This is a genomic window from Erwinia papayae, from assembly GCF_058241465.1.
Window position 1 is genome coordinate 277,383 of sequence record NZ_JBZCHT010000009.1, and the last position, 21,647, is coordinate 299,029.

20 protein-coding genes and 1 pseudogene are annotated in these 21,647 nt (G+C 55.1%); 12 read left to right on the forward strand and 9 right to left on the reverse strand.

Annotation, left to right across the window (positions count from 1 at the left end):
- Nucleotides 1-492: 492 nt before the first annotated feature.
- Both AC3RPL_RS06125 and AC3RPL_RS06130 read right to left on the reverse strand, forming a co-directional pair.
- Complete coding sequence (locus AC3RPL_RS06125; RefSeq protein WP_490739315.1) at nt 493-1,200, reverse strand: phosphatase PAP2 family protein; 708 nt, start codon at nt 1,198-1,200, stop codon at nt 493-495.
- 38 nt (nt 1,201-1,238) lie between these two features.
- Nucleotides 1,239-2,219, reverse strand: coding sequence for a CobW family GTP-binding protein (locus AC3RPL_RS06130; protein ID WP_490739316.1), 981 nt, complete (start codon nt 2,217-2,219; stop codon nt 1,239-1,241).
- A 135-nt stretch (nt 2,220-2,354) separates the two neighbouring features.
- Between AC3RPL_RS06130 and AC3RPL_RS06135 the strand changes: the two genes are divergently transcribed.
- The gene (locus AC3RPL_RS06135; protein WP_490739317.1) at nt 2,355-2,651 is read left to right on the forward strand and encodes a YmdA family protein; all 297 of its coding nucleotides are present in this window, start codon (nt 2,355-2,357) and stop codon (nt 2,649-2,651) included.
- A gap of 65 nt (nt 2,652-2,716) precedes the next feature.
- Here AC3RPL_RS06135 and yeiP read toward each other — a convergent pair whose 3' ends face one another.
- Nucleotides 2,717-3,289: an elongation factor P-like protein YeiP gene (yeiP, locus tag AC3RPL_RS06140; protein WP_490739318.1), complete on the reverse strand. Its 573-nt coding sequence runs from the start codon at nt 3,287-3,289 to the stop codon at nt 2,717-2,719.
- 191 nt (nt 3,290-3,480) lie between these two features.
- Here yeiP and AC3RPL_RS06145 point away from each other — a divergent pair, with 191 nt between their 5' ends.
- The 4 genes from AC3RPL_RS06145 to fruA all read left to right on the forward strand — a co-directional run bounded on the left by AC3RPL_RS06145 (nt 3,481) and on the right by fruA (nt 7,828).
- Nucleotides 3,481-3,735: a YkgJ family cysteine cluster protein gene (locus tag AC3RPL_RS06145; protein ID WP_261640163.1), complete on the forward strand. Its 255-nt coding sequence runs from the start codon at nt 3,481-3,483 to the stop codon at nt 3,733-3,735.
- Between the two features lie 302 nt (nt 3,736-4,037).
- Nucleotides 4,038-5,171 carry a fused PTS fructose transporter subunit IIA/HPr protein gene (gene fruB, locus AC3RPL_RS06150; RefSeq protein ID WP_490739319.1) on the forward strand — a complete coding sequence of 378 codons (1,134 nt, stop codon included), beginning with the start codon at nt 4,038-4,040 and terminating at the stop codon, nt 5,169-5,171.
- A complete protein-coding gene (fruK, locus tag AC3RPL_RS06155) occupies nt 5,168-6,106 on the forward strand; it encodes a 1-phosphofructokinase (protein ID WP_034937946.1) in 939 nt (312 codons plus the stop codon). The genes fruB and fruK overlap by 4 nt, the downstream gene beginning before the upstream one ends.
- Before the next feature lie 15 nt (nt 6,107-6,121).
- The gene (fruA, locus tag AC3RPL_RS06160; protein ID WP_261640165.1) at nt 6,122-7,828 is read left to right on the forward strand and encodes a PTS fructose transporter subunit IIBC; all 1,707 of its coding nucleotides are present in this window, start codon (nt 6,122-6,124) and stop codon (nt 7,826-7,828) included.
- Nucleotides 7,829-7,918: 90 nt separating this feature from the next.
- Here fruA and AC3RPL_RS06165 read toward each other — a convergent pair whose 3' ends face one another.
- From AC3RPL_RS06165 to AC3RPL_RS06175, 3 genes are all read right to left on the reverse strand, one after another.
- Nucleotides 7,919-8,404 (reverse strand): hypothetical protein, encoded by a 486-nt coding sequence (locus AC3RPL_RS06165; protein WP_490740643.1) that lies wholly within the window; start codon nt 8,402-8,404, stop codon nt 7,919-7,921.
- Between the two features lie 346 nt (nt 8,405-8,750).
- The gene (nfo, locus tag AC3RPL_RS06170) at nt 8,751-9,593 is read right to left on the reverse strand and encodes a deoxyribonuclease IV (protein WP_490739320.1); all 843 of its coding nucleotides are present in this window, start codon (nt 9,591-9,593) and stop codon (nt 8,751-8,753) included.
- A gap of 67 nt (nt 9,594-9,660) precedes the next feature.
- A complete protein-coding gene (locus tag AC3RPL_RS06175) occupies nt 9,661-10,719 on the reverse strand; it encodes a YeiH family putative sulfate export transporter (protein WP_490739321.1) in 1,059 nt (352 codons plus the stop codon).
- 118 nt (nt 10,720-10,837) lie between these two features.
- Here AC3RPL_RS06175 and yieE point away from each other — a divergent pair, with 118 nt between their 5' ends.
- The 4 genes from yieE (at nt 10,838) to AC3RPL_RS06195 (ending at nt 15,349) form a co-directional block, all read left to right on the forward strand.
- Nucleotides 10,838-11,710, forward strand: a complete 873-nt coding sequence (gene yieE / locus AC3RPL_RS06180; protein ID WP_367167769.1) for a DNA-binding transcriptional regulator YeiE — start codon at nt 10,838-10,840, stop codon at nt 11,708-11,710.
- Nucleotides 11,711-11,876: 166 nt separating this feature from the next.
- The gene (locus tag AC3RPL_RS06185; protein WP_490739322.1) at nt 11,877-13,346 is read left to right on the forward strand and encodes an amino acid permease; all 1,470 of its coding nucleotides are present in this window, start codon (nt 11,877-11,879) and stop codon (nt 13,344-13,346) included.
- Between the two features lie 135 nt (nt 13,347-13,481).
- Nucleotides 13,482-14,564, forward strand: a complete 1,083-nt coding sequence (locus tag AC3RPL_RS06190) for a FecCD family ABC transporter permease (RefSeq protein ID WP_490739323.1) — start codon at nt 13,482-13,484, stop codon at nt 14,562-14,564.
- On the forward strand, nt 14,564-15,349 hold the full coding sequence (locus tag AC3RPL_RS06195) for an ABC transporter ATP-binding protein (RefSeq protein WP_490739324.1): 786 nt from the start codon (nt 14,564-14,566) through the stop codon (nt 15,347-15,349). Before AC3RPL_RS06190 ends, AC3RPL_RS06195 begins: the two co-directional genes overlap by 1 nt.
- A gap of 65 nt (nt 15,350-15,414) precedes the next feature.
- Here the strand turns inward: AC3RPL_RS06195 and fghA are convergent, their stop codons facing one another.
- From fghA to ptrR, 3 genes are all read right to left on the reverse strand, one after another.
- Nucleotides 15,415-16,257 (reverse strand): S-formylglutathione hydrolase, encoded by an 843-nt coding sequence (gene fghA, locus AC3RPL_RS06200; protein WP_490739325.1) that lies wholly within the window; start codon nt 16,255-16,257, stop codon nt 15,415-15,417.
- A gap of 12 nt (nt 16,258-16,269) precedes the next feature.
- Entirely contained in the window at nt 16,270-17,394 is a 1,125-nt protein-coding gene (locus tag AC3RPL_RS06205) for an S-(hydroxymethyl)glutathione dehydrogenase/class III alcohol dehydrogenase (protein WP_034937933.1), read from the reverse strand.
- A 130-nt stretch (nt 17,395-17,524) separates the two neighbouring features.
- Nucleotides 17,525-18,424: a putrescine utilization regulator PtrR gene (gene ptrR / locus AC3RPL_RS06210; protein WP_490739326.1), complete on the reverse strand. Its 900-nt coding sequence runs from the start codon at nt 18,422-18,424 to the stop codon at nt 17,525-17,527.
- Between the two features lie 128 nt (nt 18,425-18,552).
- Between ptrR and AC3RPL_RS06215 the strand changes: the two are divergent.
- From AC3RPL_RS06215 to yeiB, 3 genes and pseudogenes are all read left to right on the forward strand, one after another.
- Nucleotides 18,553-19,682: pseudogene (locus AC3RPL_RS06215) on the forward strand (YbfB/YjiJ family MFS transporter).
- Nucleotides 19,683-19,808: 126 nt separating this feature from the next.
- Nucleotides 19,809-20,474: a GTP cyclohydrolase I FolE gene (folE, locus tag AC3RPL_RS06220; RefSeq protein WP_490739327.1), complete on the forward strand. Its 666-nt coding sequence runs from the start codon at nt 19,809-19,811 to the stop codon at nt 20,472-20,474.
- Between the two features lie 7 nt (nt 20,475-20,481).
- Nucleotides 20,482-21,636: a DUF418 domain-containing protein YeiB gene (gene yeiB / locus AC3RPL_RS06225; RefSeq protein WP_490739328.1), complete on the forward strand. Its 1,155-nt coding sequence runs from the start codon at nt 20,482-20,484 to the stop codon at nt 21,634-21,636.
- The last annotated feature ends 11 nt before the right edge of the window (nt 21,637-21,647 follow it).

The following is a 21,647-nucleotide window of genomic DNA, read 5'->3' on the forward strand; positions in this document are numbered from 1 at the left end:
TGAAGTCCTTAACGACAAAGTCGCTAGCTAAATTGCGAAACGAAATGAGAGTAAATATCACAGGTGGGTAAGACAATTCCTGAATAGTTAAAATGTGTTTGTGAGCACAATTTATTTTTCATCTTCAGAAAAATGTCTGCTGATTTTACCTGATTGCAAACGAGGTTACCCGACTACAGCCCGCATGGCGAGGGGTTTTAGCGACTTTTTTATAGGTTTTCACAATGTGAAACAACAAGGTCACAGCGTGGCAACGGTATCGGTATATTGCGCAGAAACTTTAGCCATAAAAGGCCATAACAGGGTGAAAATTGGTTTTTTTTATTTTTTACAGATTAAAATATCGATATGTCGTTTCAGCTAAATGGTTTTTGCTGTCAGTCAACCATAATAAAATCTTTTATAGAATATTTGCTTACCAGGCTAAGGATAGCAGTAAACCGCATTGAACAGGGTATTCACCGGTTATTTTGCAATTTACTGCCCGGGATATTACTTAGCCGGCTTATATTTCCCAGGTAAATGGCGATATAAACCGTTCACTAAATAATCACTGGCTGGGGTAATTAACCACCAGCTCATTCCCACCAACACGACAGAAAGAGAACCGACTGCCACATCAGTAAACCAGTGAGCGCCAATCATAATTCGCGGCGTGGCAAACACCAGCACAATGACGACGGCAATTAAAAATGCCTTTCGGGTGAAATAACGCAGCATAAAACAGGCAAAAATCATCAGCATCATACCGTGGTCGCCGGGAAAACTGTCGGCAGAGGCATCCTTGGTTGGAATCCCCGTCAGTTGCGCAACGTGATTTACGTGCGGAAAGAATTTTGTAGGACTGCGGTGTGATACCGGAATCAGGTGGCCCAGTTGATTGAGCAGTAAAGCGCTCAACAGCATGGCAATGCCAATGGCAAACATACGTCGACGGCCCTGCGGTGTTTCCTGCCGCCAGAAATGAAAATAAAGCGCACCCATTGCTAACAGGGATACGCCATCAAAAAGCCTGAAGTTGGTGATTGCCACCAGCCACAGCAGGGCTTTGTTGGTGACCAGGCGGTCGTTAAACCAAAAGAAAATGCTGTTATCTGCGCCGGACCACCATCCATGATTGACAGGCAGATACCATGAAAAGAACAGCGCCAGACCCAGCAGGTTCAGCAGCAGAATGCAGGTTAATTTTTTTATATTCATTGCAGGCTAATGATAAGGCAGGAAAGTAACAGTGCACATTATACCTGAGAACTTAAACGAAGCTTCAACAAAGATGTCTGGAGTTCGTTCCAGTTTGCTTCTGTCTGGTGAATGATTTCGATACGGCTGTCCGGAGGCGCACTCTGACTGGTTTCAATACGGAAATCGTTGCCCTGGCGATTGAGGCTTACACTGCCTTCGGTAATGCGCATCACGCCTTTGATCCGTGCCACTGGTGTGAGTCTCACCCACTCAAGCAGTCCGATGGTATCGAAAATGGTTTCGTCATCGAATATCCAACCGCAGGCATAATAGCCCTGTCCCTGGTTGAGCGACCGACGCCAGCGGCTGTTCTGCTGAAGCGCCAGGGCAGCCAGCTGTGAAGGGGGATGTGCAGAATGATGATGCCCGTCAGGCAGGGGACGCTGATTTTCACGCGGCCTGTCCAGCAAAACAGGGTCAATTCTGCCAAAAGAGGTGGTGACAACCGGGCGGTGAAACGCATCCTGTGCCTGCCATTGCTGTAATGCCTGACGGGTTTGTTCATCCCAGCGATCTTCTTTATTTGCCACAATAATGTCGGCAGCGGCGAGCTGATCGCGGAAATTTTCATTTTCCACCACTTTTTGCTCACTGAGTTGCCGTGGGTCCAGCAGGCACAGCGACGCGTTAAGCGTCAGCCAGGGGCGATATACCTCAGCCGACAGCATGGAAAGGATCTGTTTCGGATGGCCGAGGCCGGTTGGCTCAATCAACAGCCGGTCGGGATTGTGTTGTTTTAACAGCATGTTCAGACCCACCTGCATCGGCAGCCCGTTAACGCAGCACATACAACCGCCTGGAATCTCTTTTAACACCGCGCCGCTTCCGGCCAGCAGGGCACCATCGATGCCCACCTCACCAAATTCGTTTACCAGCACGGCCCAGTTTTCATTTGCGGGTTTGCCTGCCAGCAGGTGGAGCAGCGTGGTGGTTTTTCCACTGCCCAGAAAACCGGTAATCAGATTGACTCTGGTCATTTCTTCTTCCTCAACGCCTCAGTGATGTGGCTGATGGCATCATCATTAATCTGGCCGGTTAAAACTGTCTTCACAGCGCAAAATACCAAAGTTGCGACTACGTTAATAAGGCGATAATTAAATGATGAGGTCATTATGAATGGCAAAAAACTGTTGATTGCTTTTCTTTTTACTTCATGGACGAACTACACACTGGCAGCCGGAAGCAATTCCGGAGTGATTCACTTTGAAGGCGCTATTGTCGACCCCCCCTGCGACGTGCAGGTTGAGCACAATCAGCTCAGTTCATCCTGCTATCGTGATGGTCAGAATCTGATCACCCGCTCAGCCATTTCCGGTGAACAGGCCATTCCTGCCAGCTTTGGGCAAAGCGAGATGAGTTGGCTGAACAGCGAGCACACCCAGGGGATACTGACCGCCAGCTACAATTGATGCGTAATTGTTATAACATAACAAAACCGGTCGTGCAGCAGCACAGACCGGTTTTTTAATGCAGATTATTCAGCGCGACCCATGTAACGACGCTCAGGAATATGGATGCGGATTTTATCACCATTGCTGAGGTATTCCGGCACCTGAATAACCAGGCCGGTTCTCATGGTGGCGGGCTTGGTGCGTGCGCTGGCGGATGCCCCTTTGATGCCCGGCGTGGTTTCAATAATTTCCATATCCAGCGTCTGAGGCAGCTCCAGCGCCAAAATCTGGCCTTCCATCGTCAGCACCTGAATGCCGGGAATACCGCCCTCCGGAATAAACAGCAGCTCCTCTTCAATCTGCTCTTTTTTGAATACGTAGGGGGTGTAATCTTCGTCGTCCATAAAAACATATTCGTCACCGTCAATATAAGAGAAGGTCACCTGACGACGGCTCAGTGAAATGGTGTCCAGAATGTCGTCACCTTTAAAACGCTCCTCAACTTTCAGGCCGGTGCGAATATCGGTGAAACGCATTTTATACAGGGTGGAGGCCCCACGGGCACTGGGGCTTTGTACATCAATATCTTTTACTAACAGTAACTTACCGTTGTGGCTGACCGCCATTCCTTTTTTTATTTCGTTCGCTCTTGGCATTTTGACGTCTCAATCAATGGGCTCAGTAAAATTATTGCGCCAACTTACTCTGGCTGATGGCTTCAGGCAAGGATTGTGCTGCTCAGAACCGCGTAAATGATCGTTCCGGTCAGGAAAAAAGAGCGCGAGAGAGTGATGGTATTCCATTCTGCTGGCTGCTATTGTCGCGCAAAAGTAATCGGGAGGTAAAAATGGAGTGTCGTTCTGCCTGTGGCGCGTGCTGCATTGCACCTTCAATTTCAACGCCTCTTCCCGGTATGCCTGAGGGAAAACCGGCGAATACCCGCTGCGTCCAACTGGATGAACAGCAGCGTTGTAAAATTTTCGGCTCACCTCTGCGACCGGCGGTATGTGCGGGCCTCAGACCAGAGCCGGAGATGTGTCGGGGTAGCCGGCAGGAAGCCTTAACCTGGCTACTGGAGCTGGAAAGAGAGACCATGCCATAAGGTGATGACTCCTCGGTTGCTGATGAGCGCCTGCTGACCCGTGAGATGAAAAAGTCATTGCTGTCAGCACGTCGTCAGCAACCTGCGTGTTGAGTAAAGCGCCATTTTCTGAAATTAGCGGATAAAATGTGCGTCGCTTCAAAAATCTGCTACGTCGATGACGTTAAAACTTGCGACATTCCTGCCAGCAGACCAGAATCCTTGAAACGTTTCAGCGTTATCTGTTCAGTCCGTTGAAATACAGGTCGCGCTTTTTTTCTCAAATTAGCTGAAACGATTCAATTTCAGCAGCGAGGAGAACTATGTTCCAACTTGAACTGTCCGCAATTCATCCCGGTGCCAGCGCCGGAGATAAAGAAGAGGCCATCCGCCAGGTCGCCGCAGCATTGACTGCGGCGGGTAACGTCGGTGAAGGGTATGTGAACGGTATGCTGGCTCGTGAGCAGCAGACGACAACTTATCTCGGTAACGGCATTGCCATCCCACACGGCACCACCGACACCCGTGATCTGGTGTTGAATACCGGTGTGCAGGTGTTTCAGTTCCCGCAGGGAATCAACTGGGGTGATGACCAGACGGCTTACGTGGTGATTGGGATCGCAGCGAAGTCGGATGAGCATCACGCGCTGTTGCGTCAGCTGACCCACGTACTGAGCGATGACAGCGTGGCTGAGCAGTTGAAAAACACTGATTCGGCAGAGACGTTGCGCAGTTTGCTGATGGGCGAAAAGCAGGGCAGTGAATTTAAATTCGACACCTCGCTGATTGCCACAGAGGTCGCCGCCAGCGATCTGATCACGTTACAGGCGCTGAATGCCGGGCGTTTGCAGCAGGCGGGCGCAGTCGACGCCAGCTTTGTCAGCCGTGTGGTCAGCCATCGCCCGCTGAACCTTGGGCAGGGCATCTGGCTGAGCGACAGCACCGAAGGCAACCTTGCCAGTGCGGTGGCCATCAGCCGCAGCGCCACGCCCTTTGAGGTTGAAGGAGAGCAGGCCGCGCTGCTGGTCACCGTTGCTGTAACTGACGATCAGCCAATGAACGTGCTGAACTATCTTAGTGATTTACTGTTAAAACAACAGGCTGACCGCCTGCTCAGCGCCGATGCCGCCGGGATTCTGGCTTTGCTGACCAGCGAAGTCTCCGAACAGGCCGATGTGCTGAGCGAAGAGTTCACCATCCGTAACGAGCATGGTCTGCATGCCCGTCCGGGCACTGCACTGGTCAGCGTGATCAAGCAGTTTAATGCCGAAATTACCGTCACTAACCTTGATGGCAGCGGCAAACCTGCCAATGGCCGCAGCCTGATGAAAGTGGTGGCCCTGGGGGTGAAAAAAGGCCATCGCCTGCGTTTCACTGCCAGTGGTGAAGATGCCCGTGCCGCGCTGGACGCGATTGGGGAAGCGATTGCCGCAGGCCTGGGTGAGGGGGCGGCATGAGCAGACGCGTCGCAACCATCACGCTGAACCCGGCATATGACCTGGTCGGCTATACCCCGGAAATTGAGCGTGGCGAAGTTAACCTGGTGAAAACCACCGGCCTGCATGCTGCCGGAAAGGGGATCAACGTTGCCAAAGTGCTGAAGGACCTGGGCATTGATGTCACGGTGGGTGGCTTTCTCGGCAAAGAGAATCAGGACGGTTTTCAACATCTGTTCAGCGATCTTGGCATTGCTAACCGCTTTCAGGTCGTGGAAGGGCGGACGCGCATCAACGTTAAACTGACGGAAAAAGATGGTGAAGTGACCGATCTTAACTTCTCTGGTTTTAACGTCACCGCGCAGGACTGGGAACGCTTCAGTACCGATTCGCTGAGCTGGCTGGGGCAGTTTGACATGGTATGCGTCAGCGGCAGCCTGCCGGAAGGCGTAAATCCGGATGATTTCACCCGCTGGATGAGCGCCCTGCGCACGCACTGTCCGTGCATCATTTTTGACAGCAGCCGTGAGGCGCTGGTGGCCGGTCTGAAAGCCGCGCCGTGGCTGGTAAAACCTAACCGCCGCGAGCTGGAAATCTGGGCCGGTCGTAAACTTCCCACTTTGCAGGATGTGATTGAAGCCGCTCATTTGCTGCGCGAACAGGGGATTGCTCATGTGGTGATCTCCCTGGGAGCAGAAGGTGCGCTGTGGGTGAACGCTTCAGGTGAATGGATCGCCAGACCACCAGCTTGTGAAGTGGTGAGCACCGTTGGTGCCGGGGATTCGATGGTTGGCGGGTTGATTTATGGCCTGCTGATGCGCGAGTCCAGCGAGCACACCCTGCGTCTTGCAACGGCTGTGGCCGCGATGGCCGTCAGCCAGAGTAACGTAGGTGTTACCGATCGTACCCAGTTGGCCGCAATGATGGCGCGCGTCGACCTCCAACCCTTTAACTGACAGCAGGAGAGCATAATGAAAACGCTGCTGATAATTGATTCTTCGCTGGGGCTGGCAACAGGCTATCTGGCAAAAAATATCATTACCGCGACGGCAGCCAGTAAAGGGCTGACGCTGACGGAAAATCTGGCCGAAGCCGATCAGATTATCGTTGCCGGGAAACAGATCCCCGCTGACGGTAAGCTGGATGGCAAGGCCGTCTGGCTGGCTGATATTGAGCAGTTACTGCGTCAGCCGGAAGCCGTACTGGAGCAGGCGCAGTCTGGCGCAAAAATCTGGCATGCTCCTGCTGCCTCCGCTTCGGCGTCTGCCGTCCCGGCAACTGCCGCTGGCACGGGGCCAAAGCGTGTTGTGGCGGTCACCGCCTGTCCTACCGGCGTCGCGCACACCTTTATGGCCGCAGAAGCCATTGACACCGAAGCAAAAAAACGTGGCTGGTGGGTTAAAGTGGAAACCCGTGGCTCAGTGGGCGCAGGCAATGCCATTACTCCGGAAGAAGTGGCTGCGGCCGATCTGGTGATCGTGGCGGCGGATATTGAAGTAGACCTGGCTAAATTTGCCGGAAAACCGATGTATCGCACCTCAACCAGCCTGGCGCTGAAGAAAACCGCGCAGGAGCTGGATAAAGCCGTTGCCGAAGCCAAACCTTATCAGCCCAAAGGCGGCAGCCAGCCTGCCGCAGCGGGCGATGAGAAAAAAGAGAAAGCGGGTGCCTATCGTCATCTGCTGACCGGCGTATCCTACATGCTGCCGATGGTGGTGGCGGGTGGTCTGAGCATTGCCCTCTCTTTCGCCTTTGGTATCACGGCTTTTAAAGAGCCGGGAACGCTGGCGGCGGCGCTGATGCAGATTGGCGGTGGCAGTGCCTTTGCTCTGATGGTGCCGGTGCTGGCAGGCTTTATTGCCTTCTCAATTGCCGACCGTCCGGGTCTGACGCCTGGCCTGATTGGCGGGATGATCGCGACCAGTATTAACGCCGGATTCCTCGGTGGCATTATTGCCGGTTTCATTGCCGGTTACGCTGCAAAACTGATCAGCTCGAAGGTCAAACTGCCGCAGAGTATGGAGGCGCTGAAGCCAATCCTGATTATCCCACTGCTTGCCAGTCTGATAACCGGACTACTGATGATCTACGTTGTTGGTACGCCAGTGGCAAAAATCATGGCCGGGCTGACTCACTGGCTGGCTAATATGGGCACAGCGAATGCGGTTCTGCTGGGTGCTATCCTTGGCGGCATGATGTGTACCGATATGGGCGGTCCGGTGAATAAAGTGGCTTACGCTTTTGGTGTTGGCCTGCTGAGTTCGCAAACCTATGCGCCAATGGCAGCCATTATGGCGGCAGGCATGGTGCCACCGCTGGCGATGGGACTGGCAACCCTGGTTGCGCGTAAAAAATTCAACAAAGGTCAGCAGGAAGGCGGCAAAGCGGCGTTGGTACTGGGACTGTGCTTTATCTCTGAAGGTGCGATTCCTTTTGCGGCCCGCGACCCGATGCGTGTTCTGCCGTGCTGTATTGTCGGCGGTGCGTTGACCGGTGCAATCTCCATGGCGATTGGCGCTAAACTGATGGCACCGCACGGTGGTCTGTTTGTGCTGCTTATCCCAGGCGCTATCACGCCGGTGGTCGGTTACCTGATGGCGATTATTGCAGGAACGGCAGTAGCGGGCCTGGCTTATGCGGTACTGAAACGTCCGGAAACGGAACTGGCAAAAGCATAAAATTGTATTTTCTGCCACAGGCAGGTGCAGGATGGGACTGATGACCTGGTCATCAATGTCACCCTCCTGCACCTGCTTTTTTTATATCGATCAGCGAAAACTCCACTGCACGCTCATGGCAAATATCGTTGGGAATATAATTCCGGCTTCAACGCCAACCTGACGGGTAAAATTGTATTGCATACCGTTGTAAAGGTAAGGCGAGAAACCGACCCCGGTCGCTTTTTTAAAAGCCTGATATGAACCGCGATCGCCGCAGTGGCTGAATGATTTAAAAAAGAATTCCCCGGTATAGCCATAAATGCCTTTAAACACCCAGCCATTACCCCAGTCCTGCCAGTCTCTGCGCACCGCCAGCGACAGACAGCGATCGTCAAAACTGTTTTTCAGCGTTCCCACCAGCGCACTGTATTTTGAGTCTGCCGAAAATTTACGTTCTGCGGAAATAAACCGGTTATTAAAATTTTCATTGTACTGCCCATGATTGCCGGTCAGGTGGTAGACGAATGAACCTGTATTCACTGAATAAAGGTTTAACTCACCGGCCTGGCTGGCAACCGGGAAAGCAGCGGCCAGCCATAATAATGTCCTGCCTGTTTTTTTAAGCACGTTCAGCATCTCTGGCTGTTATGAACGAATGGAGTGTGGGTTTGCAAATCGGGGTGATGGTAGAAGGGAACGTATTAACCGCAACTCAACGGTTTTCTGGCTGAAAAGTTAATTTTGTGAATAAAAAGCAGGAGTTATGTTGAATGGTAAGCGCAGTGATAAAACGGCCAGCACCTGTGTCTGCACTAAGCTGCTGTTTATGCGCATCAACCGTGTCGGAGAAGGGCAGGAGTGAACGGGGCATTCGGGTTGCGCTCAGCAACGATGAGCATCAGCGCGGCGGCGGATAAATCGCCGCGCCGTTGAGCAGGGGTTAAACTTGTTCGGATTTCAGCCAGGCAATCTCATCTTTCCAGATATCCGGATTAACCGTTTCCAGAATCAGCGGAATGCCATCAAAGCGGCTGTCTTTCATCAGCCAGCTGAACACCGTTTTGCCTATATTCCCTTCGCCCAGACTGTGGTGGCGGTCGACGCGACTGGCAAACTCGCTTTTGGCATCATTCAGATGCATACCACGAAGATAGTCAAAGCCGACAATCTCGTCGAAGTCGGCAAAGGTTTGTTCGCACTGCGCTTCGGTGCGCAGGTCGTAACCGCCCGCGAAAGCGTGACAGGTATCGATACAGACGCCGACGCGGGATTTGTCCTCCACGCCTGCAATGATTGCCGCCAGGTGCTCAAAGCGGAAACCCAGGTTACTGCCCTGACCGGCAGTGTTTTCAATCACCGCGGTCACCCCCTGCGTTTCGTCCAGCGCGATATTAATCGACTCTGCAATGCGTTGCAGGCAGGCTGCCTCATCAATCTGATGCAGATGACTGCCGGGATGGAAATTCAGCAGGGAGAGGCCAAGCTGCTGACAGCGGCTCATCTCATCAATAAAGGCTTCGCGTGATTTTTCCAGCGCCTCTTCCACCGGATGGCCCAGATTAATCAGGTAGGAGTCGTGCGGCAGGATCTGTGCGGCGCTGAAGTGATATTTTTCGCAGGCGGCGCGAAAAGCGGCAATCACCTCTTTTGTCAGCGGCGCAGCGCGCCACTGGCGTTGGTTTTTAGTAAAAAGCGCAAAGGCTGTTGCTTCCAGCTCATGGGCGCGTAGCACCGCCTGGTCCACGCCACCGGCAGCACTGACGTGGGCACCGATAAATTTCATGCCGTTTCTCCTGTTGAGTTCTGCATCCAGCGACGCAAGCGGGCAATGATAACCGCACGGCGTAACCTCATGCCATCAAATGTTGCACCACAAGGTTAATTGTCCCGCCGCCCAACATCAGCCAGATAAACAGCATCAGACCCAGCAGCAGAGGCTTCAGCCCGGCCTGCTTCAGCGAACTGAAGCGGGTGGTGAGCCCCAGCGCCGCCATTGCCATTGCCAGCAACAGGTTGTCCAGCTGGTTCAGACTGCTGATAACACTTTGTGGTAACAGATGCAGTGAGTTGAACAGTGCCACCGCAATAAACATCAGCGCAAACCACGGAAAAGTGATGCTGTTCGCTGCGCGATCGGCGCGCCCTGTGCTGTTTCTCACCCTGACGCTGAGCAGTAACAAAAATGGGGCCAGCATCATCACCCGCAGCATTTTGGCAATCACCGCCGCGTTCTCGGTTTCAGCGCTGACCGCGTGCCCCGCCGCGACAACCTGTGCCACTTCGTGCAGGGTGGAGCCGGTAAACACTCCCCATTCAGTGGCCGTCAGCGCAGGGAAACAGGCTGTCGCCCCATGCCACAGCAGTGGATAGATAAAGATCCCCAGCGTGCCAAACAGCACCACAGTGGCGATGGCAACGGTAACTTTTGCGGCTTGCGTACGGATAACCGGCTCCGTCGCCATGATGGCCGCCGCCCCACAGATGCTGCTGCCTGCGCCAATCAGCCAGCAGGTGTCGCGGTCGAGACCGAAAAGGCGTCGGCCCAGAAAGACTGCCAGCAGGAAGGTGGAGCTGAGCGTCAGGATGTCAATGATCACCCCGCTGAGCCCCACACCGGCAATTTGTTGCATGGTCAGTCGGAAACCATAAAGAACAATACCCAGCCTGAGCAGGCGCTGTCTGGCAAGGTGTACACCGGGATCACAACGTCCTGCCCAGCGCGGATAAAGAGTATTACCCACCACCATGCCGGTAATAATGGCAAGCGTGAGTGCTCCCAGCCCCAGACGGGCAACGTCTGGCTGATTACCCAGCCAGACGGCAGCCCCGGCCAGCAGCAGCGACAGCAGCAGACCGGGGGTAAAACGTAGCGGACCAGGCTGGTCGGGACTAAAAGTGAGATCGGCCATAGCATTACTCCTGTTAAGAGTTGCCAGCATGAGCCGCGATGGCTTAAAAGAGAAATTGATTATATATTTATAATCAACCAGAATAACTGATATGTCCTGCAACTGAAAAGGCGACGCCATGCACATTACCCTGCGGCAACTGGAGGTGTTCAGCGAAGTGCTGAAAAGCGGCTCAACGACCCAGGCCGCTCTGCTTCTCTCTCTCTCCCAGTCGGCGGTCAGTGCCGCGCTGGCCGATCTGGAAAACCAGCTGAATGTGCAGCTGTTCGACCGGGTTGGCAAACGGCTGGTGGTTAATGAACATGGGCGTCTGCTTTACCCCCGTGCGGTGGGTCTGCTGGAGCAGGCGGCAGAAATAGAACAGCTGTTTCGCGAAGATAAAGGGGCGCTGCGGGTGTATGCCAGCAGCACCATCGGTAACTATATGCTGCCAGCGATGATAGCCGGATGGCGACGGGACTATCCCGATCTCCCTCTGGAACTGAGCGTGGGCAACAGCCAGGATGTTATCCATGCGGTGGCGGATTTCCGTGTGGATATCGGTCTGATTGAAGGACCGTGTCACATGACCGAGGTGATTAGCGAAGCCTGGCAGGAGGATGAACTGGTGGTGTTTGCCGCCCCGGATGCACCTGTTCTGCAACGACCGGTGACGCTGGAAAGCCTGGCGGTCGAGCCGTGGATCCTGCGTGAACGCGGTTCAGGCACGCGCGAAATCGTTGATTATCTTTTACTGTCGCACCTCTCTTCCTTCCGGCTGGCGCTGGAGCTGGGCAACTCGGAAGCGATCAAACATGCCGTGCGTCATGGCATCGGGATCAGCTGTCTGTCACGACGGGTGATTGCGGAGCAGTTGCAAAGCGGCACGCTGCGGGAAGTGCCATTGCCGGTGCCAAAACTGACCCGTACCCTGTACCGCATCCATCACCGGCAGAAGCATCTCTCCAGGCCATTATTACGTTTTCTGAGCTACTGCAATGAAACGAGGTGAACGGCTAATATGCTGATTGCCATGGACTTTATACGGTGAATCAGGCTAATGCTAATAATTTTGTGTCGATTATTAAGCTGTCTTATAACAAGAGTGTTAATACTCACGTCTGTGAAAGAGTTTGCTACAATCGCGCCTTATTTCAGCCGGAGTGCAGCATTTCAAGATGGTTAAAGACAAAATAACAACACAACAACCTGGGTTACGCCGGGCGTTAAAAGCGCGTCATCTGACGATGATTGCGATTGGTGGTTCGATAGGCACCGGACTTTTTGTCGCATCCGGGGCGACAATTTCGCAGGCAGGGCCTGGTGGTGCGCTGCTCTCCTACATCCTTATCGGCCTGATGGTCTGGTTCCTGATGACCAGCCTGGGCGAACTGGCGGCATTCATGCCGGTCTCCGGTTCATTTTCCACCTATGGTTCACGTTATGTTGAAGAAGGGTTTGGCTTCGCGTTGGGCTGGAACTACTGGTACAACTGGGCGGTAACTATTGCGGTGGACCTGGTCGCCTCGCAGCTGGTGATGGCCTGGTGGTTCCCGGATACGCCGGGCTGGATCTGGAGTGCCCTGTTCCTCAGCCTGATTTTTCTGCTCAACTATCTGTCGGTAAAGGGTTTTGGTGAGGCGGAATACTGGTTCTCGCTGATTAAAGTGGTCACCGTCATCATCTTTATCGTGGTCGGCCTGATGATGATCGCTGGCATCCTGCGCGGCAGTCAGCCGGTAGCGGGCTGGGCTAACTGGCAGATTGGTGATGCACCCTTCGCTGGCGGATTTTCCGCAATGATTGGCGTGGCGATGATAGTGGGTTTCTCCTTCCAGGGCACCGAGCTGATAGGCATTGCGGCGGGGGAATCGGAAGATCCGGCGAAAAATATTCCCCGCTCAATGCGCCAGGTTTTCTGGCGTATCCTGCTGTTTTACGTGCTGGCGATCCTGGTGGTCAGCCTGATCATCCCTTATACCGATCCCGATCTGCTGCGTAATGATGTGAAAGACATCAGCGTCAGCCCGTTCACCCTGGTATTTAAACATGCCGGGCTGCTCTCAGCGGCGGCGGTGATGAATGCGGTGATCCTGACCTCGGTTCTGTCAGCGGGTAACTCAGGCATGTATGCCTGTACCCGGATGCTTTATACCCTGGCGCAGGAAGGCAAAGCGCCACAGATGTTCGGCAGGCTTTCGGCGGGCGGTGTGCCGCGCAATGCCCTGTATGCCACCACCGTCGTGGCCGCACTCTGCTTCCTGACCTCGCTGTTTGGTAATCAGTCAGTCTACCTCTGGCTGCTTAACACCTCCGGTATGACCGGTTTTATTGCCTGGCTGGGGATTGCCATCAGCCATTATCGTTTCCGTCGCGGTTATCTGGCGCAGGGGCTGGACCTTGCCGATTTGCCGTACTGTTCACGTTTCTTCCCGCTGGGGCCGGTCTTTGCTTTTGTCCTGTGCCTGGCGATAACGCTGGGTCAGAATTATCAGGCGTTTCTTGCTGACAGGATTGACTGGTACGGCGTGGCGGCAACCTATATCGGCATCCCGCTGTTCCTGGCGATCTGGTTGGGTTACAAACTGACCAAAAAAACCCGCTTCATCAGATACAGTGAGATGATCTTCCCGAAATTCAGGGAGTAGGGGAGTCATCACAGGCGCGGTTTCCGCGCCTTTTAATTGGTTACAGCTAAAATAGTTGCCGGCAAAGATTATTGATAACTATTATCATTTCCTTTAATGTTACCGCCGTGATTTTTTCTTAAGCCAGGTATCAAGATGAGTTTAACCCACGACTCCACGCGCAATGCTGTCGGAATGGAACAGGACAGCGCGATGGGCCGCTATCATCAGGTATTGCGCAAGCACATGTTGATGATGAGTGTGCTGGTCATTGCCATTCTCGCTTCGTTGCTGCTCGATTTCACCCTCGGCCCTTCAGGTTTATCTCTGTCAACGCTGTGGCAGACCTTGTGGTCACCAGAGAGTGTGGACGCCGGAAGTCGGGTCATCGTCTGGGATATTCGTCTGCCTTACGCACTGATGGCGGTGGTGGTGGGGCTGTCTCTTGGCCTGGCGGGTGCGGAGATGCAAACCATCCTCAATAACCCGCTGGCCAGCCCGTTTACCCTGGGGGTTTCCTCAGCGGCGGCGTTTGGTGCGGCCCTGGCTATTGTGCTGGGCATTGGTATTCCGGGTATTCCCGATCAGTGGTTTATTTCGGCGAATGCTTTTGTCTTTGCGCTGTTCGCGGCGCTGATGCTGGATGGCGTCACGCGCTGGACCCGCGTTGCCAGCTCCGGCGTGGTGCTGTTCGGTATTGCGCTGGTGTTCACCTTTAATGCGCTGGTATCGATGATCCAGTTCATCGCCAGCGAAGACACCCTTCAGGGGCTGGTGTTCTGGACGATGGGCAGCCTGGCGCGCGCCTCCTGGCAGAAGCTGGGCGTGCTGACGGCGATGTTTGCGCTACTGGTGCCGTGGTCAATGATGAGCGCCTGGAAGCTGACGGCGCTGCGTCTGGGCGAAGACCGTGCGGTCAGTTTTGGCATAGATGTTCGCCGTCTGCGGCTGGGAACGCTGCTGCGTATCAGCATTCTTTCCGCGCTGGCGGTGGCTTTTGTCGGGCCAATTGGTTTTATCGGCCTGGTAGCCCCGCACATCGCCCGTCTGATGTTTGGTGAAGATCATCGTTTTTACCTGCCCGCCAGTGCGCTGACCGGCGCGCTGGTACTGTCGCTCGCCTCGGTGGTGTCTAAAAACCTGGTGCCGGGGGTGATCATTCCGGTAGGCATTGTGACCTCGCTGGTGGGGGTACCGTTCTTCCTGAGTATTATTCTGCGTCACCGGGGGAACGTCTGATGGATGGACTGAAAATCAGCGGCTTTAATGCCGGTTACCCGAAACGCCAGATTATCAGCAACCTCAATGTGCCGTTGCTGCCGCGTGGCAAAATTACCGTGCTGCTCGGTCCCAATGGCTGTGGCAAGTCAACCCTGCTGCGATCGCTGGCAGGGCTGAACCTGGCGCAGGGCGAGCTGTGGTTAAACGGCAGTGAACTGATGGCCCAGCCGTTTGCCCGTCGCGCGGAGAAAGTGGTTTACCTGCCGCAATCACTGCCTGCCGGGGTTCACCTGCATGTGCTGGAGTCAATCATTGTGGCGCAGCGGGCATCGGGCGGTCACAACAGTGCGGCCAGCGAGTCAGAAGTGATGGATCTGCTGGAGAGGCTGGGGATTGCCCATCTGGCGATGAGTTTTCTCGACCAGCTCTCCGGCGGGCAGAAACAGCTGGTCGGGCTGGCGCAGTCGTTGATCCGTCGTCCGGAGTTGCTGTTGCTGGATGAACCGCTCAGCGCGCTGGATTTAAATTATCAGTTTCATGTGATGGATTTGGTGCGACGCGAAACCCGTAAACGCAACATTATTACCGTGGTGGTGGTGCATGACATTAATATTGCCCTGCGCCACGGTGAGCACGTATTAATGCTGCAAAACGGCGAGCTGATTGCCGACGGACTGCCGGAAGCGGTGATCACCCCGGAAAGTCTGGCGAAAGTCTATGGTGTCAGAGGGCGCATTGAGCACTGTTCCCAGGGGTTGCCTCAGGTACTGATTGACGGCCTGGTGGCGGAACCCGGCTTTTAGTTGGCGCTGGCATCTGCGCTCAAAAGGTTACGCCGCGCCGGAGAGGCTTCCGGCACGGCGATAGGCTATGCCAACAGATGATGGGCGTGAAAGCGCAAATGATCTTCCACAAAGCTGGCGATAAAAAAGTAGCTGTGACCATAACCGGGTTGGATACGCACGGTCAGCGGGTACGCCTTCTCCCCGGCAATGGTCTCCAGCAGCTCCGGGCGCAACTGATCGGCGAGGAACTGATCGCTGTCTCCCTGGTCAATCAGCATCGGAAGTCGGGCTGAGGTTTGCTGCATCAGCCAACAGCTGTCGTACTGACGCCACTGCTCTGCATCCTCTCCCAGATAGGCCCGAAACGCTTTCTGTCCCCACGGCACCTCAGCAGGATTGACGATGGGAGCGAAGGCGGACACCGAGGTAAATTGCTGCGGATTACGCAGTGCCAGCACCAGTGCACCGTGGCCGCCCATCGAGTGGCCCATGATTGCCTGACGATCGCTGACGTGGAAATTCCCGGCGATTAACGCAGGCAACTCCTCGTGCAGGTAGTCATACATACGATAATGGGTTTTCCACGGCATTTGCGTCGCGTTGAGATAAAATCCCGCCCCCTGGCCCAAATCATAGCCCTGATCGTCCGCCACACCTTCGCCGCGAGGACTGGTATCCGGCATCACCAGCACCAGTCCCAGCTCGGCCGCCACGCGCTGCGCACCGGATTTAACGGAAAAGTTCTCATCGTTACAGGTCAGTCCGGCAAGGCACCAGACGACCGGCGGCGGCGTCTCGCGTTTCGGGCCGGGCAGGAAAATGCTGAAGGTCATTGCACAGTTCAACGTGGCTGATGCATGGCGATAGCGCTGTTGCCAGCCGCCAAACAGACGGTGTTCTTCCAGTAGCTCCAGAGTGGCTGCCATCAATCCTCCTGATTATTTGTTGTAATGCACCACGGTGCGAATCGATTTGCCTTCATGCATTAAATCAAAGGCCTGATTAATCTCTTCCAGAGGCAGGGTATGGGTAATGAAATCGTCCAGCCTGAATTCACCGTCAAGATAACGCTGGACGATCCCCGGCAGCTGCGAACGGCCTTTCACACCGCCAAATGCCGAGCCGCGCCATACCCGACCAGTTACCAGCTGGAATGGGCGGGTGGCAATTTCTTCGCCCGCTCCGGCGACACCAATAATCACCGACTCACCCCAGCCTTTATGGCAGCACTCCAGCGCCGAACGCATCACGTTGACATTGCCAATGCATTCAAAAGAGAAGTCGACGCCGCCATCGGTCATTTCAACAATCACTTCCTGAATCGGTTTATCGTAATCTTTTGGGTTAATCAGATCCGTTGCGCCCAGTTTTGTTGCCAGATCGAACTTACTGGTATTCAGGTCGATACCAATAATGCGCCCGGCCTTCGCCATTTTTGCGCCGATAATTGCCGACAGACCAATACCGCCCAGACCAAAAATGGCGACCGTATCACCTTCTTTTACTTTGGCAGTATTCATCACCGCGCCCATGCCGGTGGTGACGCCGCAGCCCAGCAGACAGACCTCTTCCAGCGGCGCTTCTTTGCTGATTTTTGCCAACGAGATTTCCGGGATTACCGTGTATTCAGAAAAGGTAGAGGTGCCCATGTAGTGGAAAATGGGTTTGCCATCTTTAAAAAAACGGGTAGTGCCATCCGGCATCAGACCTTTACCTTGGGTGGCACGGATCGCCTGACAAAGATTGGTTTTACCTGACAGACAGAATTTACATTTGCCGCATTCCGGGGTGTACAGCGGAATAACATGATCCCCGACCGCTACGCTGGTGACGCCTTCACCCACTGCTTCGACGATACCGCCGCCTTCATGGCCGAGAATGGCCGGGAACACTCCTTCCGGATCTTTGCCAGACAGGGTATAGGCATCGGTATGGCAAACGCCGGTGGCGACAATACGTACCAGCACTTCGCCTTTTTGCGGCGGCATCAAATCCACTTCTTCAATTTTCAGCGGTTCACCGGCAGCCCAGGCCACCGCAGCGCGCGTCTTAATCATTTGCATTGTTTCTCTCTTATACATTAATGTGTTAAGGGGTATCTGGCTCTCCGCGTCTGATGGACCAACCCCAGCTTTTTACTGCGTGGTGGAATTCAGACAGCGACCATCATGCTTTGCCGATCAGATTCTGAAGCTAATAAGTATGGACGATTTCATCGTCTCCGCTGACCTGCCCGGACTGGTCGATAATCAGCTGTTTCAGTGCCTTAATATTTGGCGTAAAGGCATCGCGACGCCAGACGAGATACGTGCTGGTGCGGCCGATCTCCTCCGGTATCGTGTGACGACGAACCTGTCCGGCGGCAGGCAGTTGCTGCAATACCGATTCCGGCAACAGTGCCAGCCCACCGCCACTGGCTACGCAGGCCAGCATCGCGTGATACGACTGGATCTCCATAAAGGTGCCAGGCTGAATGCCTGCGCTGCGGAACCAGTTTTCAAAACGCAGGCGGTATGAACAGCTAGGCCGGAAAGCAAACAGGGTATCGCCGGCCGCATCTTCCGGTTTCACAATGGGCTGATGATCCCGGCTGGAAATCAGCACCATGCGTTCGTTAAAGGCCTGGCAGCTGTTCAGCTCATTGACCAGAATCGGGCCATCGGCCAGCGCGGCGGAGAGCGTACCGGCGCGCACCCGCTCAATAATTTCGCCAGAAGTGCCGGTGACCAGCGAGAGCGCGACGGCAGGATAGTGCTGATGATAGGCCGCGAGCAGCGCGGGCAGGCGGGCGGCGGCGGTGCTCTCCATTGAACCCAGCGCGAAGTTACCGCCAGGCTCGCCGTTGTGCGTCATATTCAGCGCTTCTTCACTCAGCGCCAGAATGCGCTGGGCATAACAAAGAAAATTGTGCCCCACCGGTGACAGGCGCAGGCGCTGCTTTTCACGGATAAACAGATCGGAGCCCAGCTCCTGTTCCAGCTGGCGCAGGCGGGTGGTCAGATTGGAGGGCACGCGATGCAGCAACTCTGCCGCCCGCGCCAGCGAGCCGGTCTCTGCAACGGTACAGAACATTTTTAACTGGGTCAGATCCATTATTCTCTTATTGTAAATAACCTGGTTATTATTATTCACTTTTCGTGAGTCTAACCTTCAGGCAGCATACTGGCAACATTTACCTTTAACATTCGGGCGCTTTGCCGTGCGGGATTAAGGAGTCGGTAATGGCTGTACGTGTGGCGCTTTGCGCATTTATTTCGCTGGTGGTGGTGATGGGCATTGGACGTTTTACCTTCACTCCCCAGGTGCCGCTGATGATCAATGAGCATCAGCTGTCGCTGACCAGCGCATCCCTGGTAGCGGCCTGCAATTACCTTGGCTATCTCTGTGGCTCATACGATGCGATGCGGGCCAGCCGCCATATTCAGCAGCGGCTGCTGGCGGGCATCGCCGGAACCGTGTTGCTCACGCTGCTGTCAGCCTGCGTCTCTGCGGCCTGGCTGCATGGGGTGATTCGCTTTCTGGCAGGCTGGGCCAGCGGTTGGGGACTGGTGCTGGTGGCTGCCTGGAGCAACGAACGTCTCGGACACCGTCCTGGTCTGAGTGCGGCGGTGTTTGCCGGACCGGGCGCGGGGATTGTGCTGTGTGGCATGCTGGCGTGGATGTTACATCGCCACGGTGTCAGCGCTGCTGAAGGGTGGTTTGCCTGTGGGGTGCTGGCGCTGATCCTGCTGCTGCCGGTGATGCGATATCTGCCGGCAAAAGGGGAGGTGCATGGTAACGCCCCGGCAGCAGAACCGCTGGTTATCAGCGGAGCATTAAAGAGGTTGGTCTGGAGCTACAGCCTCGCCGGATTTGGCTATATTCTGCCCGCCACTTTTTATCCCAGCTGGCGCTGTCTCGCTTTCCACACAGTCCGCTGTCACAGTTTGTCTGGCCCCTGTTCGGCGGGGCTGCCGTGGTCGGCATTGCGCTGGGTATTGCTACCCGTCATCTTGGCCACGCCAGCCAGCGGCTGGCGCTGACGCTGTGGCTTCAGGCACTGGGGATCTTATGCGCCGGGCAGTTGCAGGGGATCAGCGGGCTGGTGGCAGGAGCCGTACTGATCGGCGGCGGATTTCTGAATGTGGTTCAGCTTACTCTGCTGGTCGCTCGCGGACTGGCTCCCCGGCATAACCGTTACATGGCCGGGCTGTTGACCACCGGCTATGCCATCGGCCAACTGGTTGGCCCGGTTTTCTCGGCGCTTTCTACTGCGCTGAGCGGGCGACTGGAACCTGCGCTTTATCTGGCCGGGGCAGGGCTGTTGCTGGCGGGCTTACTGGTCTGGCGCTGCGACGCTGGCAGCAAATGAAACAGTTTCATGCGGGTTGAAACTGATTTGCTGGATTAACGACGCGTTGTGTACCAAAATACCGCCTCAGAATTTTTGGCGGTCCCCTTACGGGCCGCAGTAAACCCTGTCGGAGAAGAAACAACCATGGCTACGTTAAGTCAGGAAGCCACACTGGTTCACGAGGCGCTGCTTGCCCGTGGGCTGGAAACCCCGTTACGCTCACCTGCTCGTGAAATGGATGATGAAAGCCGCAGACAGCTGATCGCCGGTCACATGACCGAAGTGATGCAGCTGTTAAATCTCGACCTGCAGGATGACAGTCTGGCTGAAACACCCCATCGTATTGCCAAAATGTACGTTAATGAGCTCTTCTCGGGGCTGGATTACGCCAACTTTCCCAAAATCACCCTGATTGAGAACAAAATGAAGGTGGATGAGATGGTCACGGTGCGCGATATCACCCTGACCAGCACCTGTGAGCACCATTTTGTGATGATTGACGGTAAAGCGACCGTGACTTATATCCCGAAAGACAAAGTGATCGGCCTGTCGAAGATTAACCGCATCGTGCAGTTTTTCTCTTCACGTCCACAGGTGCAGGAGCGACTGACCCAGCAGATCCTGTTGGCGTTGCAGACGCTGCTCGGCACCAATAACGTTGCGGTGTGTATCGATGCCGTTCACTACTGCGTGAAAGCCCGTGGTATCCGTGATGCCACTAGCGCCACCACCACCACCTCATTGGGCGGTCTGTTCAAGTCCAGCCAGAATACCCGTCAGGAGTTCCTGCGCACCATCCGCCACGGCTGACGACACCATGCCACGGATCCCCACGCTGGATTTTCTTCGGGGTCTTGCCATTCTGGGGATCCTGCTACTCAACATTGTTGCTTTCGGGCTGCCCCGCGCAGCCTATCTCAATCCGGCGTGGCACGGACTGCCCGCCGCTTATGATGCCATCAGCTGGGCGGTGGTCGATCTCTTTGCCCAGGTCAAATTTCTCTCGCTGTTTGCGTTGCTGTTTGGTGCCGGTTTACAGATGTTGCAGCCATACGGCAAACGCTGGATGCAGGCGCGCCTGAGCTGGCTACTGCTGTTGGGTTTGATGCACAGCGTATTGCTCTGGGACGGTGATATTCTGCTGGATTATGGCCTGACTGGTCTGGTGGCCTGGCGGATGGTGCGTGATGTTGGCTCAACCCGTCAGCTGTTTAATACCGGCGTACTGCTCTATCTGCTTGGCTGCGGTGTTTTACTGGTGCTCGGACTGGCGGCAGGGGAGCAGGCTAACAGCTCGTGGCTGCCTGATTTCGCTGAAGTGCAGTACGAAACTTTCTGGAAAACACAGGGTGGCTGGGAAGCGATCGTTAATCGTCTCGACATGCTCTCTTCCGGACTGCTGGCTCTGGCGGCGCAGTATGGCTGGCAGCTGGTCGGACTGATGCTGATCGGCGCGGCGCTGATGCGCAGCGGCTGGTTGCGCGGTACTCGCACCCCGTCTCACTACCGCCGCTGCGCGGTGATCTTAATCGCCGTTGCCTGGCTGATCGAAATCCCGGCCATTTATCTGCAATGGGCAAGTGGCTGGGACTTTCGCTGGAGTGGTTTCTTCCTGCAACTGCCGCGTGAGCTGGCCGCACCTTTGCAGGCGCTGGGCTACGCCGCATTGTGTTTTGGCTGGTGGCCCGCGCTAAGCCGCCTGAAACTGACCTTTGCCATCACCTGCGTGGGCCGCATGGCGCTGACTAACTATCTGCTGCAAACGCTGATCTGTACCACGCTGTTTAACCGGCTGGGCTGGTTTAATCAGCTGGACCGTCTCCACCTGCTACTGGTGGTGCCGCTGGTATGGCTGTGTAATCTCCTGTTTTCCGTCCTGTGGCTGCGTTTTTTCCGTCAGGGACCGGTGGAGTGGCTGTGGCGCAGGCTGACACGACTGACCGGCGGCGCGCCGCTGAACAAAAACGTCTGAAGGAGACACGG